General features: G+C 34.6%; 14 protein-coding genes. 10 read left to right on the top strand and 4 right to left on the bottom strand.

The features are described 5' to 3' along the window. Nucleotides 1–72: 72 nt before the first annotated feature. The gene (gene pspF / locus NBG71_RS03090) at nt 73–1068 is read right to left on the bottom strand and encodes a phage shock protein operon transcriptional activator (RefSeq protein WP_099659682.1); all 996 of its coding nucleotides are present in this window, start codon (nt 1066–1068) and stop codon (nt 73–75) included. A gap of 214 nt (nt 1069–1282) precedes the next feature. Between pspF and pspA the strand changes: the two genes are divergently transcribed. The 8 genes from pspA (at nt 1283) to tyrR (ending at nt 8036) form a co-directional block, all read left to right on the top strand. Continuing rightward, nucleotides 1283–1951, top strand: a complete 669-nt coding sequence (pspA, locus tag NBG71_RS03095; protein ID WP_075672165.1) for a phage shock protein PspA — start codon at nt 1283–1285, stop codon at nt 1949–1951. Between the two features lie 36 nt (nt 1952–1987). Then, a complete protein-coding gene (gene pspB / locus NBG71_RS03100; RefSeq protein ID WP_069369279.1) occupies nt 1988–2218 on the top strand; it encodes an envelope stress response membrane protein PspB in 231 nt (76 codons plus the stop codon). After that, complete coding sequence (gene pspC / locus NBG71_RS03105; protein WP_075672163.1) at nt 2218–2574, top strand: envelope stress response membrane protein PspC; 357 nt, start codon at nt 2218–2220, stop codon at nt 2572–2574. The genes pspB and pspC overlap by 1 nt, the downstream gene beginning before the upstream one ends. Nucleotides 2575–2692: 118 nt before the next feature. Further along, nucleotides 2693–2947 (top strand): phage shock protein PspD, encoded by a 255-nt coding sequence (locus NBG71_RS03110; protein ID WP_223672449.1) that lies wholly within the window; start codon nt 2693–2695, stop codon nt 2945–2947. Further along, the gene (locus NBG71_RS03115) at nt 2928–4322 is read left to right on the top strand and encodes a YcjX family GTP-binding protein (RefSeq protein WP_075672161.1); all 1395 of its coding nucleotides are present in this window, start codon (nt 2928–2930) and stop codon (nt 4320–4322) included. The genes NBG71_RS03110 and NBG71_RS03115 overlap by 20 nt, the downstream gene beginning before the upstream one ends. Beyond that, nucleotides 4319–5362 carry a YcjF family protein gene (locus NBG71_RS03120; RefSeq protein ID WP_075672159.1) on the top strand — a complete coding sequence of 348 codons (1044 nt, stop codon included), beginning with the start codon at nt 4319–4321 and terminating at the stop codon, nt 5360–5362. Before NBG71_RS03115 ends, NBG71_RS03120 begins: the two co-directional genes overlap by 4 nt. Nucleotides 5363–5897: 535 nt before the next feature. Beyond that, nucleotides 5898–6317 (top strand): hypothetical protein, encoded by a 420-nt coding sequence (locus NBG71_RS03125; RefSeq protein WP_083629079.1) that lies wholly within the window; start codon nt 5898–5900, stop codon nt 6315–6317. Nucleotides 6318–6470: 153 nt separating this feature from the next. After that, nucleotides 6471–8036 carry a transcriptional regulator TyrR gene (tyrR, locus tag NBG71_RS03130; RefSeq protein ID WP_075672157.1) on the top strand — a complete coding sequence of 522 codons (1566 nt, stop codon included), beginning with the start codon at nt 6471–6473 and terminating at the stop codon, nt 8034–8036. A 68-nt stretch (nt 8037–8104) separates the two neighbouring features. Here the strand turns inward: tyrR and tpx are convergent, their stop codons facing one another. Further along, entirely contained in the window at nt 8105–8608 is a 504-nt protein-coding gene (tpx, locus tag NBG71_RS03135) for a thiol peroxidase (protein ID WP_099659684.1), read from the bottom strand. A 233-nt stretch (nt 8609–8841) separates the two neighbouring features. Between tpx and NBG71_RS03140 the strand changes: the two genes are divergently transcribed. Further along, on the top strand, nt 8842–10461 hold the full coding sequence (locus NBG71_RS03140; protein ID WP_075672153.1) for a peptide ABC transporter substrate-binding protein: 1620 nt from the start codon (nt 8842–8844) through the stop codon (nt 10459–10461). A 593-nt stretch (nt 10462–11054) separates the two neighbouring features. On the opposite strand, the gene NBG71_RS03145 is transcribed toward NBG71_RS03140, so the two are convergent. Together NBG71_RS03145 and NBG71_RS03150 are read right to left on the bottom strand one after the other, a co-directional pair. Beyond that, on the bottom strand, nt 11055–11615 hold the full coding sequence (locus NBG71_RS03145; RefSeq protein ID WP_191902034.1) for an Ail/Lom family outer membrane beta-barrel protein: 561 nt from the start codon (nt 11613–11615) through the stop codon (nt 11055–11057). A gap of 281 nt (nt 11616–11896) precedes the next feature. Next, the gene (locus NBG71_RS03150) at nt 11897–12238 is read right to left on the bottom strand and encodes a DUF4377 domain-containing protein (protein WP_075672148.1); all 342 of its coding nucleotides are present in this window, start codon (nt 12236–12238) and stop codon (nt 11897–11899) included. A gap of 374 nt (nt 12239–12612) precedes the next feature. Between NBG71_RS03150 and zntB the strand changes: the two genes are divergently transcribed. Then, complete coding sequence (gene zntB, locus NBG71_RS03155; protein ID WP_075672146.1) at nt 12613–13596, top strand: zinc transporter ZntB; 984 nt, start codon at nt 12613–12615, stop codon at nt 13594–13596. Nucleotides 13597–13900 lie beyond the last annotated feature (304 nt).

Below are 13900 nucleotides of genomic sequence, written 5' to 3' on the forward strand. Positions count from 1 at the left end.
GGTGCTGGCTTTTTTTTTGTCTATTGTTTACTAGATTCTCTAGTGATTTAAAAAACTAAATTTATCAATATATTAAGTTACTATTTGATGTTTTTTAATTAGCCCTCTAAATTGATCGTAGCTTAGTGATAATTTTTCAGCCGCCTCTTTCTGGTTATATAAACACTCTTTTAATGCTTCATTTACTAATTTTTTTTCTACATCATTTTGCCATTGGCGTAAATTCAACGGTAATGTAGGTATTGAAAAATTTTCTTTAGGTGAGTTTTTTAATATGGGTGTTTTTGGTGTTTGAAGTCCAGCAAAGGGATCAATAATAATATTATTGAGTACATTATCACTGGTTCCATGACGATAAACTGAACGTTCAACAACATTTTTTAGCTCACGAATATTACCTGGCCACGAATAATCTAAAAGTACTTGGCAGGCATTATCACTAAAACCAGGAAAGAAGGGTAAACCTAACTCTTGGCACATTGAGATAGCGAAATTTTCAGCAAGCAACATAATATCTGCACGTCGCTCTCTTAATGGGGGGAGCCTAATCACATCAAACGCCAATCTATCGAGTAAATCGGCTCGAAATTTACCTTCTTCTGCCATTGCGGGTAAATCTGCATTTGTCGCGCAAATAAGCCTAACATCAACATGTAGAGATTGACTGCCTCCAACACGCTCTAAATGACCATACTCAATGACGCGTAAGAGCTTTTCTTGTACAAGCATAGGCGCTGTCGCCAGTTCATCAAGAAAAAGAGAACCGCCATCAGCACGCTCAAAACGGCCTTGATGACGATTTTTAGCGCCCGTAAAAGCACCAGCTTCATGACCAAACAGTTCAGAATCAAGTAAATTATCATTAAGTGCAGAGCAGTTGATTGAAATAAAAGGCCCTTGCCACCAAGGAGCAAGATAGTGTAATCGATGAGCGATCAACTCTTTACCTGTACCTCTTTCACCAATAATTAATACAGGCTTTTTTAATTGAGCAAGTGCTGAAGTTTGTTCTAATACATCAATAAATTGACTATCAACGCCGATTATTGTCTCTAAATTTTCATTCATTGGTTAAATCCACCATATTGAGGTGTTTTTTGCCAGTTTATCAGGTGTTCGAAAAATAGGCGAGTAATATAAATCACCAATTATTAATAAGTTAAGTGAATTTCAAAAGTTGGCACGCAAATTGTATTAATAAAAGTATGCAGGCGTTACGACAGTACGCCATTATTGAAATAATTCAACGTTACTAATTAGCATAGCTATTAAGGATGACATCATGGGTATATTTTCACGTTTTGCTGACATTATTAATGCCAACATCGCTTCTTTATTAGATAAAGCGGAAGATCCTGAGAAAATGATCCGCTTAATGATCCAAGAAATGGAAGATATGTTAGTTGAAATTCGTACAACTTCTGCACGTACTTTAGCTGAAAAGAAAGGATTAGAGCGCCGTATCGAACAAGCTGAAAAACAGATGAAAGATTGGCAGGATAAAGCAGAGCTGGCTCTTATTAAGGAAAAAGAAGATTTAGCTCGTGCAGCATTAATCGAAAAACAACGTGTAGCGTCAGTTAATGACACATTAAAACACGAGCTAATTATTATTGATGAAACGTTAACTCGTTTAAAAGGCGAAATTAGCGAATTAGAAAACAAACTGACTGAAACACGTGCAAAACAGCAGTCTTTAGTTGTGCGTCATCAAGCAGCAAACTCATCTCGCCAAGTTCGTCGTCAATTAGACAGTGGCAAAATGGATGCAGCAATGGCGCGCTTTGAGCAGTTTGAACGTCGCATTGATCATATGGAAGGTGAAGCTCAAAGTTACGGGTTAGGTAAAGAGAAATCATTAGACCAACAGTTTGCTGAATTAAAAGCTGATGATGAAATTAGCGCGCAATTAGCGGCATTAAAAGCTAAAATCAATACCAACAAAGAGTAACAGCAAGCGTAATAACCATCTTATAAAGGATATGTAATGGGCTATATATTTCTGGGAATACCACTGACCATTTTTATTTTGTTTATTCTTCCTATCTGGCTGTGGTTGCATTACAACAGCCAGAAAGGTGGAGGTAATGTTCAGCTAACCCAACAAGAAATGCAGCGACTGAGCGCGCTGGTGGATAAAGCTCAGCAAATGCAGGAGCGCATTAAGACATTAGAACAAATACTTGATGCAGAACATCCTAACTGGAGGCAATCATAATGACGATGCAGAGCAAACAATTGTATCGCTTGCCACAAGAGGGCGTGATCCGTGGCGTATGTGCAGGCCTAGCCCATTATTTTAATATTCCTGTTTTGCTTGTCAGGGTTATTGCGGTGATTGCGCTGTTTGCTGGCTTTTTCGGTTTAACTATTATTGCTTATCTTGTCTTAAGTTTCTTTATGGAGCCAGCTCCTGATAATTACAAGCAAGGTGAAGATCAGCAAGAGAGCTTAAAAGAAATTTTAAGCGGAGTTGATAACCAATTGATGCAAGGTGAAAAACGTTTACAACAAATGGAACGTTATATTACCTCTTCTACTTATCAGCTAAATAAACGTTTTCGAGATTTGTAATATTTTTGCCATTTAATCTGATAAGACGCTCCATTTTAGGAGCGTCTTTCTTTCAATTCGTTTGTCTTTTCAACGCTTGTATTATGAGAGAGTAAAATTTTTGATTGAGGAGAGCATTGTGAATTCTAATCAAGTATTCGTTTCTTTAAAAACAAATAAACTCACCCAACTAGCTAAAAAAGGGTTAACATTTGGGTTAATGTTATTCACTTTATTTGGGCCAGCAGCAATTACAGGCGGTATATTAAAACGAGTAAGTAGCAAACCGCTACGTTGGCTGGTTCTATTGATAGCTGAACCTGTTATTAAGGCAGGCTTTAATAAGCTATCGCGTCAAGTGTCTTGGGAGAAACATGAAACGCCTACAAAATGAACTTACAGCTTTTATTAATCGCGGTGTTGATAGACATCTTCGTTTGGCCGTAACTGGGTTAAGTCGAAGTGGTAAAACAGCATTTATTACCTCGTTAGTTAATCAACTTATTAATGTGCACACTGGGGCGCGTTTACCGCTATTTTCGGCAGCACGAAATAAGCAGCTACTAGGTGTAAAGCGTATTCCTCAACATAATTTAAATATTCCCCGTTTTACTTATGATGAAGGCATGGAATCGCTTTATCATACGCCTCCAAGTTGGCCTGTTCCTACTAAAGGGGTTAGTGAAATTCGTTTACAGCTTCGTTATCGTTCTAATGAATCTTTAACACGTTTTATAAAAGAGACATCTTCACTTTATTTAGAAATTGTTGATTATCCCGGCGAATGGTTATTGGATTTACCTATGCTCGAACAAGACTATTTTGAATGGTCAGAGCAAATAAATAAGGTCAATAGCCAAAGAACATCACCAGAACAAAATTGGCAATTACTTCTTAAAAAGTGTGATCCTTTTGCACCAGCTGATGAAACGTTATTAGCTGATATTGCCTCTGCTTACACTGATTATTTATTAGCATGTAAAAAAGAAGGGCTTCATTTTATTCAACCAGGACGTTTTGTTTTACCAGGCGAATTAGCGGGAGCACCTGTTTTGCAGTTTTTCCCTTGGGCTGATTTACAACAATATGATATTGCTAAATTAAAGAACGCAGATAAACGTACTAATATTGGCATGCTTAAACAGCGTTATGAATATTACGGACAGCATGTGGTAAAAGGCTTTTATCGTGATCATTTCCAAGGATTTGATAGACAAATTGTTTTGGTTGATTGCCTACAACCTTTAAATCAAGGAGCGGATGTTTTTAATGATATGCGCCAAGCATTAACACAATTAATGCGCAGTTTTCATTATGGAAAAAGAACCTTACTTAGACGCTTATTTTCACCTTGTATCGATAAACTTTTATTTGCAGCCACAAAAGCTGACCATATCACTGTTGATCAACATGAAAACTTAGTGTCATTGCTCCAACAGCTTATTCAAGATGCTAAACAAAATGCTATTTTTGAAGGGATCAGCATTGATTGCATGGGGCTCGCTTCTATTGCAGCGACTGAAAGTGGGATCGTTGATCATCACGGTGAAAAAATTCCAGCATTAAAAGGTTTTCGTTTAAGCGATAACAAACCTTTGGTGTATTTCCCTGGTGAGGTTCCTAAGCGATTACCAGAAAAAGCATTTTGGGAAAAACAAGGTTTTAGTTTCGAATCTTTTAGACCACAGCAAATATCACGAGATAGTGCGGTTCCTCATATTCGTATGGATAGTGCAATGGAATTCTTGTTAGGGGATAAATTAAAATGAATGAGCCATTAAAATCGCGAATTGATTTTAAAGAGCCCATACTTCAAGAAGAAGTCATCTTGAAAAAAGGTGTTGGCTTTAATGAAAATGAGCAATTTTTACCTATTGATCCACAATTAGATGAAGAGAATGAAGGGCAATTAGAAGGTGATGTTCAATCAATTTTAAAACCGAAAAAAAGTGTCTGGAAACGGCTATTAACGATTGCGAGTACTATTTTAGGGATTAGTGTTATTGCTCAAACTGGACAGTGGATTTATGACTCATGGATAAATTCTGATTGGATTGCATTAGGTGCAGCTAGTGCTGGGGGGTTAATTGTTGTTGCTGGCATAGGATCAGTTATAACTGAGTGGCGTCGTATTTATCGTTTACGCCAACGTGCAGATGAAAGAGATAAAGCAAAAGAATTACTTTATAGCCATGCAATGGGAAATGGTCGACCATTTTGTGAAAAACTTGCTAAACAAGCGGGTATAAGTTCTCAACATCCAGCATTAATTCGTTGGCAAAGTGCATTACATGACACACATAATGATAAAGAGGTATTAGAACTTTATAGCCAACTTGTTCAACCGATTTTAGATAAACAAGCAAGAGCCGAAATTAGCCGTTCTGCTGCTGAATCAACCTTAATGATCGCGGTTAGTCCGCTGGCGATGGTTGATATGGCCTTTATTGGTTGGCGTAATATTCGTTTAATTAATCGCATAGCGGAGATTTACGGTATCGAATTAGGCTACTATAGTCGTTTAAAACTCTTTCGTCTTGTTCTGGTTAATATTGCATTTGCGGGTGCGACAGAACTGGTTAGAGAAGTCGGGATGGACTGGCTTTCACAAGATCTTGCAGCTCGATTATCAACAAGAGCTGCTCAAGGTATTGGTGCCGGTTTACTAACAGCACGCTTAGGAATAAAAGCAATGGAACTATGCCGTCCTTTACCGTGGATTGATGATAATAAACCTAAGTTAGGCGATTTTAGAAAAGAGCTAATAGGAAAATTAAAAACTACAATTGGTGGCAAGAAAAAGGAATAAATTATTATTCTTACCTTTTAGCAATTTTAAATAAAAACCGTAGAAGCCTTCTGCGGTTTTTTTGTATAAAAATTGGTAAAAGTATTGTTTATATAAAATAACCCTAATGAAGGAAGTAATAAGATATTATTTTAAAATAAGGCATTAAATAATATAAAGTGTTTTTATTATTTTATTGATAATGAAGGTATTGTTTCAATAAGAAATTATTGTGATAAAAAATTTTAAAAAGAGTAAGTTATTATGGATAAAGGATAATTTATAACTAATTGTATTTAAATGTTAATGTGTGCTCTTGTAGTGAAATGTTTGTAATTTTATTTATAATATTCCTTTTTTGAAAGAAAATAGTATTGAGTTTAGTATGATAAATAGCGTTAAATACCATCTCAAAAACGCACCACAAAGCTATTTTTTCAATATATTTTTAAATGTCTAATTTGTAAGCGACTTGCTATTTAATAAATAGAGAAGTTTTTTATTTATAAAAAATAGAAAAGTGGTTAATAAATAATCCTTCTAATTAGGTTAAAATATGAAAGAAATACAAATGTCAGTAATAAAAAAACTTTCTAAACAAAGGCGTCAACTCTATTTGAGTTCGGCATTTAATGTCTCAAATATTGATAATCAACTTAGTATTTTAATCCCTATCCTTAGTGAAACGATCTGTGAGATAAAAAAGAGGCAACATCAAAAGAAATCTAAGTCATTTCAAATAAAAGAGATGTCCCAATTTTTTGAATATCTAACTGAGCCAGATAAGAAAGAAAAGGCAATAAATGCATTAGAATATCTCCTTTTCTGTTTTGATAATGGATGTAAAACTATCAAAAAAGTGATCCGTCGAGAATTAAGCCCTTTAGTCAAGGATGTCGAATATCTTATCGATTTTGAACTGAAAAAAATAATAAAAACCTATTCATTTTCTTTATTTGGCCTTTTTAAAGCATAAATAATCTTGGTTAAAAATCAGGAAATTAATTTAGTTGTGTAAAAATAAATGCTAGTGGTGTCAACTTTTGCTGACAAGGCTCTTTATTTGGTTGATATTTATGTATAATATCTAAAATCAGTTCAGGGTCACTCAGTATTAAGAAGGTTTATAATGCGTTTAGAGATCACTTGTGAAGATCGCATCGGGTTAACCCGTGAATTATTAGATCTACTAGTATTAAAAAATATTGATTTACGTGGAATTGAAATATTTCCAATAGGCCTTATCTACCTGAATTTTTCACAGATTGATTTTGATATATTCCAACCGCTAATGGCGGAAATACGGCGAATAAATGGTGTTATCGATGTTCGGACGGTTGCATTTATGCCATCAGAACAAGAGCATCGAGCCATGTGGACACTGCTAGAATCTGTGCCAGTTCCGGTTTTTTCTATTAATATTAAAGGCCAAATAAAATTACAAAATCCGGCAACTCGTCAACTGTTTGAATTGGATGCTAACGATAATAGCGAGAAATCATTCAATCAACTGATCCCTAGTTTTAATATTCATCGTTGGTTAGAACAAAAAGATCCTTCTGCTGAAATTATTCCTATCAATTTAAAAAAACAAAATTTTGATATGGAAATAGTACCTATAAAACTTGCAGATGATAACCAATCTAATCATTGTGTTGGTGCGCTTATTTTATTGAAATATCGAGATGTTGTTCATGATCATTCAAAATTAATTGTCAGTGATAATCATGAGTTTGAGAAAATTATTGCTGTTAGTTCTCAAATGAAACAACTTGTTGAACGAGCCAAAAAAATGGCAAGAATGGATGCGCCACTATTATTGGTGGGAGATACCGGTACAGGAAAAGATTTATTTGCTAAAGCCTGTCATTTCCTTAGTTCCCGTGCTAGAAATCCTTTTTTGGGGCTCAATTGTGCTTCAATGCCTGATGATGTCGTAGAAAGTGAGTTATTTGGTTATGCTGCAGGAGCTTACCCTAATGCTGTTGAAGGAAAAAAAGGTTTCTTCGAGCAGGCCGACAGAGGAACCGTTTTACTTGATGAGATTGGTGAAATGTCGCCTCAAATGCAAATTAAGCTTCTACGTTTTTTAAATGATGGGACATTTCGTCGTGTAGGTGAGGAACGCGAGGTTAATGTCAATGTTCGCATTATTTGTGCAACGCAGAAAAATTTGTGGGAATTGGTACAAAAAGGGTTGTTTAGAGAAGATCTTTATTATCGCCTGAATGTATTAACTTTAACTCTACCTCCGTTGCGAGAAAGAAAAGCCGATATTATGCCGTTAGCGATGCATTTTATTAACCAATATTGCATTGAGCAGCAAGCAACTAAACCTGCAATATCACCAGAGTTATCAGTTTATTTAACGCAATACGGTTGGCCTGGTAATGTTCGCCAATTAAGAAATACTGTTTATCAAGCAATGGCGCAATTAGTAGGAAACACTCTACGAATTCAGGATATTACTTTACCTGAACATACAGATGAAGCTCTATTTGATGAGGATTTATTAGAAGGCTCATTAGATGAAATGACAAAACGCTTTGAGGCTTCAATTTTAACGCGCTTATATCGTGATTATCCAAGTACTCGGAAATTAGCAAAACGTTTAGGTATTTCTCATACAGCGATTGCCAATAAACTGAGAGAATATAATCTAACAAATAAAAAGAACGAAAAGTCTGAAGGTTAATTTGGCTGTAGGATTTTGTGCATAATAAAAATAGACGAGCATAATGCCCGTCTATTTTTCTATCAGTATTATTTTAATGCGTTTAATGCATCATCATAATTTGGTTCAGTTGTGATTTCATCAACTAACTGGGTGTAGATAACGGTGTTATTTTCATCTAAAACAATTACAGCACGGCTTGTTAAGCCTGCTAATGGGCCTGATGCAATTGCAACACCGTAATTTTCTTTGAATTCAGCACCACGCATTGTAGATAATGTCACAACGTTGTCTAAGCCTTCTGCGCCACAAAAACGTGCTTGAGCAAAAGGTAAATCAGCTGAAATACATAAAACAACGGTATTATTTAATTCATTTGCAACTTTATTAAATTGGCGAACACTTGCAGCACAAACACCGGTATCTACACTTGGGAAAATATTTAGAACTTTACGTTTACCTGCAAAATTCGCTAAAGAAACATCATTAAGATCTTTACCAACAAGAGAAAAATCTGCAGCTTTTTGGCCTACTGCTGGGAAATTACCCGCTAGTGCCACTGCATTTCCTTGTAAAGTAACTTGATGTGCCATTGTTGTTCTCCTTTATTAGTTGTCAGACTAACTGTTATTAATACTCATTATTAACGAAAATTCTCGTTAATGCTTAACCATTATTAAAATTTATTAAAATTTGCCACTATTGGCATAGTCATCACTAAAAACATAAAAATTTATAAAATATTTGTAATCAGTGATTGTGCCTTTTTATCAAGCTCTTATAATTGTGCAGTTCATTCTCATACAGATTACAGGACGAAACAGACATGCGCAAAATATTCGTCATCTCATGTGCACTTGTCGTTCAAGGATTGCTCACATCACAGGTAAATGCGGCAGTAGTCCCTGCAGGAACGATACTCGATAAAAAGCAAGAAGTAGTTCGACATTTAAAAGATGAGCCTGCATCACTCGATCCTATTAATGCAGTAGGGTTAACAGAAGCTCAAGTGCAACGTGATTTGTTTGAAGGGTTGACGATAGAAGATGAGTATGGACGTCCCATTCCGGGAGTTGCTCAGAGTTGGCGCACAGAAGATAATCGCGTGTGGATCTTCACTTTACGTGATAATGCAAAATGGTCTAATGGTGAAAAAGTAACAGCCACAGATTTTGTCTATAGTTGGCAAAGGTTGGTTGACCCTAAAAATCTTTCACCTTTTGCATGGTATGCCTCACTCGCATCGATTGAAAATGCACAAAAAATTATTGATGGAGAATTAAAACCAACATCATTAGGTGTAGAAGCGATTGATGAAAAAACACTAAAAGTTACGTTAGAACGACCAGTTTCTTATTTTCCAAATTTGACGACTAATTTTTCGTTATATCCTGTACCTCATCATAGTATTGAAAAACATGGCGCTGAGTGGGTCAAAGTTGGCAATTTAGTCGGAAATGGGGCTTTTGTTTTAAAAGACAGAGTCGTTAATGAGAAGATTGTATTAACGCCAAATCCTTATTATTGGGATCATAAAAATACAGTATTAACTAAAGTCACTTTTGTACCTATTAATCATGAATCACATGCGACTAAACGTTATTTAGCTGGTGATATTGATATTACAGAGTCGTTCCCGAAAAATTTATATCATAAATTAATGAAAGATATTCCTAATGAGGTTTATATTCCTGACCAGTTAGGAACTTATTATTATGCTTTTAATACTCAATCAGGGCCAACAAAAGATATTCGTGTACGTAAAGCGTTAGCGATGGCGATAGATAGAAAAATTATCACTGATAAAGTATTAGGAACAGGGGAGAAATCAGCAAACCGTTTCACACCTGATGTAACGGCGGGCTTTACCCCAGAACCTACAATTTATGATAAATACAATCAAGATGAATTAGACAGTCAGGCTAAGATCTTGTTAGCGGCAGCTGGATATGGCCCTCATAATCCATTAACTCTCTCATTGCTATACAATAATTCAGAGAATCATCAGAAAATTGCTATTGCAGTTGCTTCTATGTGGAAGAAAAAATTAGGAGTGAAAGTCGAATTACGTAATCAGGAATGGAAAACATATATTGATAGCCGAAATTCAGGAGATTTTGATGTTATAAGGGCATCATGGATTGGTGACTATAATGAGCCTTCTACTTTTTTAAGCCTATTAGGTTCTAAACACACCGGTAATATCTCTAAATATCAGAATAAGCAATATGATGAAGTGTTAACCTTATCTAGTATGGCTATTGATACAAATGAGCGAAATAGTTTGTATAATCGTGCTGAACAAATAATTGCTGAAGATGCACCAATAGCACCTATTTATCAATATACAAATGGGCGATTAATAAAGCCGTGGTTAAAAGGCTACCCAATTAAGAATCCAGAAGATGTTGCATATAGCCATACGCTTTATATTCTGAAGCACTAACATAGAAACTAAATTAAAAGTTTAAATTATGCCTCAAAGTTAATATCTATTTTGGGGCATTTTTTTATTTTATGTACAAATAGAATGTAAAGGTGTTGTGATTTACACGTTGGCATGTATCAATAATAAGAAAAATAAAGAAGTATGAGAAGATAGTAGAGAGTATCAATAAAAAAAGAACCCCTTTAAAAAAGGGGCGTAGCAAAGTAAAGCAGGGTGATTTATTGTCTGGATATAAATTATATTTTTAAGGCTTTCTTTGCACGCTTTTTATTGTATCTAACTGTTACAGTGATTAATAAAATATTTATAACAAAAAAATCCCTCTGTTATAAAAACAGAAGGAGACTCAAAAGGAATAAACATTGCAAGAGTTATGTTAATACATTTTTATGGCATTGTTTTGACTAATTGTGCAATGTGCTTGATGTTAAATATTATGCCTTGCTTTATTTATAGATATAAATACTTACTTGTAATAAAATCTAATGTATTTATCATGGTGTTTGAGCCACTTAAAAGTAGAGCTATCTATTCATTTTTCTTTATTATTAAATAAAATTACGGGTTATCAATATTTATTAGAAAGTCGTCTAAAAACGGAATCCTAGAGATAATTGTAAAACACTTAATTCAAGATGTCGCTTATTTGCTGTGGTATCAGAGTAAAGATAGCCCAAGCTAAACGAGATATTCTTAACAGGATTATAATCGATGCCAATTTGACCAATTACACTTGTTGTATTTACAATATGAGAATCTGTTGTATTTATTTTAGGGTGATGTTTGTCTTCTTGATATTTTAATTTATTAGGACCCAATTGAGCATAAACAGAAATTTCAGGTGTTATTCTATAAGTTGGGCCGATTAATAGGCCTGTGGTTTTGGTTCGGTATTTTATTGTTGATGGTGTAGTAAAGCGAGGATCAATAAAATATTCTTTATGATTTGTATTTAAACGCAGTAGAGAAATTAATATTCCCCAAGTATTTTCTGTTTCATATCGATAACTGATTATCTCTCCTTTTGCTGTGTTACTTTTTATTTTGCCGTAAATATAACCCGCAGAGAGGGTATGTGTTTTATCATAGGCATGTAATGTAGAAGAATAAGATAAAGCAAAGCTAATTAAAATAAGGGCTGATTTATTCATTGTAGGGTTTCTATGTTGATGTGTAGAACGCTATTTTTAGTAAAATAAATGTTGATTTCAATATTAATTGATTGAAATTACTCTTAAAAAAAGTTTGTGTGCTTATTTTTAAACTCAATAAGAATAAAATTATTATAAATAGCTAATTATTAATAATTTTAAGTGGTGATATAATGAGGCATTATTATTTAAATGGAAGGTAGCGGAAATTGAGTGTAATAGGTGAAAATACTCACAATAAGTTTTAATACCTATTGTGAGCTAGATTTTAGTGCGGCGTTTTATTTCTTATCTACAACTTCAATCAGTGTATATTTCACACTTGGTGCATCTGCTGGAGGGTTAGGAATATCTGTAACATTAACTTTTAATGTGTATTCAGTACCTGCTTTATATTCAAAACCATCAATATTTTGATAGAACAGCGACCATTCGCCAGAAGGTAACTCTTTCACCTTCATACACTTCATTGGTGCCACACCAACACAATCATACAGTTGTGAATCTACTAGAAGCGTTTTTGTTGTTCCCGTAGTTGGGGTTGTATTTGCACTTTTAGTTGAAGTTGAATCATTGCATCCAGCTAAAAGCAAAAATAAAGGAATAGCGATAAATTTTTTCATATTGATGACCTGATTTTTAGGGTGCAATAAGTGCATTAAAGAATATTTAGTATACACCAGACAGATAATTATTATAAATTACAGCAGGTAATTTTTTCCCTATAAATAAGTTACCTGTTGTTACTCTAAGTATTAATATCCTATCGTAACTATCAGTATTTAATTTAGTGTAATAATCCTAAAGTGATGAAGATAAATAGAAGTTTTAGATGAATTAAACAAAAATAGCGTTGATATACAGATAACTAGAAAAAAGTATAGAATAACAGCTCAAAACATAGCGTTATAAAATGAAGGTAGATCAATCATATTTGACAGTTGAGCATTGAGTTCAAGTATTACCTTTAAAAAGCAAAAGTTATGGAGGAAGCTAAGTGAAAACAATTAATGACTCTGTTATACAAGATTCAGATGCTATTTACACAGCACAACTTAATGGGCATGGAGGCGCAACAGAAATCACAGCGGAGACTGTAGCAACAAATGAAAACCCATACTGGGTGCACTTAGATTATCGTAAACCACAAAGTGCTCAATGGATACAAGAGACAGAGCTACTTCCACCTATTGCTAAAGATATATTGCTTGCAGAGAACGTCAGACCAAAAGCACAACGCATTGGTGAAGGTATCGTTATCAATCTGCAAACAATTAATAATAATCCTAATGATCGACCTGATGAGCTTGTTGCTTTTAGAATTTATATTAACAGTCAAACAATCGTTTCAAGCCGTCACCGCAGAGTTAATTCTGTAGATTCTGTTATTCATACTTTAGAACTAGGTAATGGTCCTGAAAATAGTGGTGATTGGCTAATTACGATGGCTGATGCAGTGACTGATGAAATAGGCGAATTTGTTGAGACTCTACATGACCAATTAATTGAATTGGAAGATATGATCCTCGACCAACAAATACCCGCGAGAGGTGAACTCGCATTATTAAGAAAGCAGTTGATAGTTTTACGTCGCTATATGGCGCCTCAGCGAGATGTATTCTCAAGACTCTCTATTGAGAAATTACCGTGGATGAGTGATAGCGATAGAGTTACGATGTTAGAAATTTCAGAAAGGCTTTCTCGACGTTTAGAGGATTTGGATAGTAGTATTTCTCGTACCGCGGTGATTGCTGACGAAATAACATCAATGATGGCTGATGCGATGAATAGACGTACTTATACGATGTCGCTAATGGCGATGTTATTTTTACCAACAACATTTCTAACAGGGCTATTTGGTGTCAATTTAGGTGGAATACCCGGAAATGAGTTTCCTTATGGTTTTACTATCTTTTGTTTATCTCTCTTTGTTTTGATTGTGATTGTTACTTGGTGGTTAAAGCGTAGTAGATGGTTGTAAATTTTCAGCAAATTAATCGTAACTAAATGGATTTAAAAAGAATTCTCTAGCCCTGTTTGAGATATATCAATTTTTTAAAATAGAACATCTGGCATTATAACTCTCGCAGGTGAATACAACGTTGAGCGATGAACGTTGTGCTCCATAATTGTAGTTTTTCTCATATTGAGTTCTTAATACAGAATAATTGACCATTATTACACCGATGTTTATTAACATCGGTTTTTTTTTTGCTTAAATTTACTGTGGGATATTATTTAGTCATAAAAATCCTAAGCCCCGAATGCAAGGCTTAGGAGATAGT

It is taken from the genome of Proteus sp. FZP2095, assembly GCF_023701425.1.
Taxonomy (GTDB): domain Bacteria; phylum Pseudomonadota; class Gammaproteobacteria; order Enterobacterales; family Enterobacteriaceae; genus Proteus; species Proteus cibarius.

Excerpts from the sequence above, each read along its gene's own strand:
- pspF (WP_099659682.1), bottom strand. The coding sequence starts at position 1,068 with ATGAATGAAAATTTAGAGACAATAATCGGCGTTGATAGTCAATTTATT.
- pspA (WP_075672165.1), top strand. The coding sequence starts at position 1,283 with ATGGGTATATTTTCACGTTTTGCTGACATTATTAATGCCAACATCGCT.
- pspB (WP_069369279.1), top strand. The coding sequence starts at position 1,988 with ATGGGCTATATATTTCTGGGAATACCACTGACCATTTTTATTTTGTTT.
- pspC (WP_075672163.1), top strand. The coding sequence starts at position 2,218 with ATGACGATGCAGAGCAAACAATTGTATCGCTTGCCACAAGAGGGCGTG.
- NBG71_RS03115 (WP_075672161.1), top strand. The coding sequence starts at position 2,928 with ATGAAACGCCTACAAAATGAACTTACAGCTTTTATTAATCGCGGTGTT.
- NBG71_RS03120 (WP_075672159.1), top strand. The coding sequence starts at position 4,319 with ATGAATGAGCCATTAAAATCGCGAATTGATTTTAAAGAGCCCATACTT.
- NBG71_RS03125 (WP_083629079.1), top strand. The coding sequence starts at position 5,898 with ATGAAAGAAATACAAATGTCAGTAATAAAAAAACTTTCTAAACAAAGG.
- tyrR (WP_075672157.1), top strand. The coding sequence starts at position 6,471 with ATGCGTTTAGAGATCACTTGTGAAGATCGCATCGGGTTAACCCGTGAA.
- tpx (WP_099659684.1), bottom strand. The coding sequence starts at position 8,608 with ATGGCACATCAAGTTACTTTACAAGGAAATGCAGTGGCACTAGCGGGT.
- NBG71_RS03140 (WP_075672153.1), top strand. The coding sequence starts at position 8,842 with ATGCGCAAAATATTCGTCATCTCATGTGCACTTGTCGTTCAAGGATTG.
- NBG71_RS03145 (WP_191902034.1), bottom strand. The coding sequence starts at position 11,615 with ATGAATAAATCAGCCCTTATTTTAATTAGCTTTGCTTTATCTTATTCT.
- NBG71_RS03150 (WP_075672148.1), bottom strand. The coding sequence starts at position 12,238 with ATGAAAAAATTTATCGCTATTCCTTTATTTTTGCTTTTAGCTGGATGC.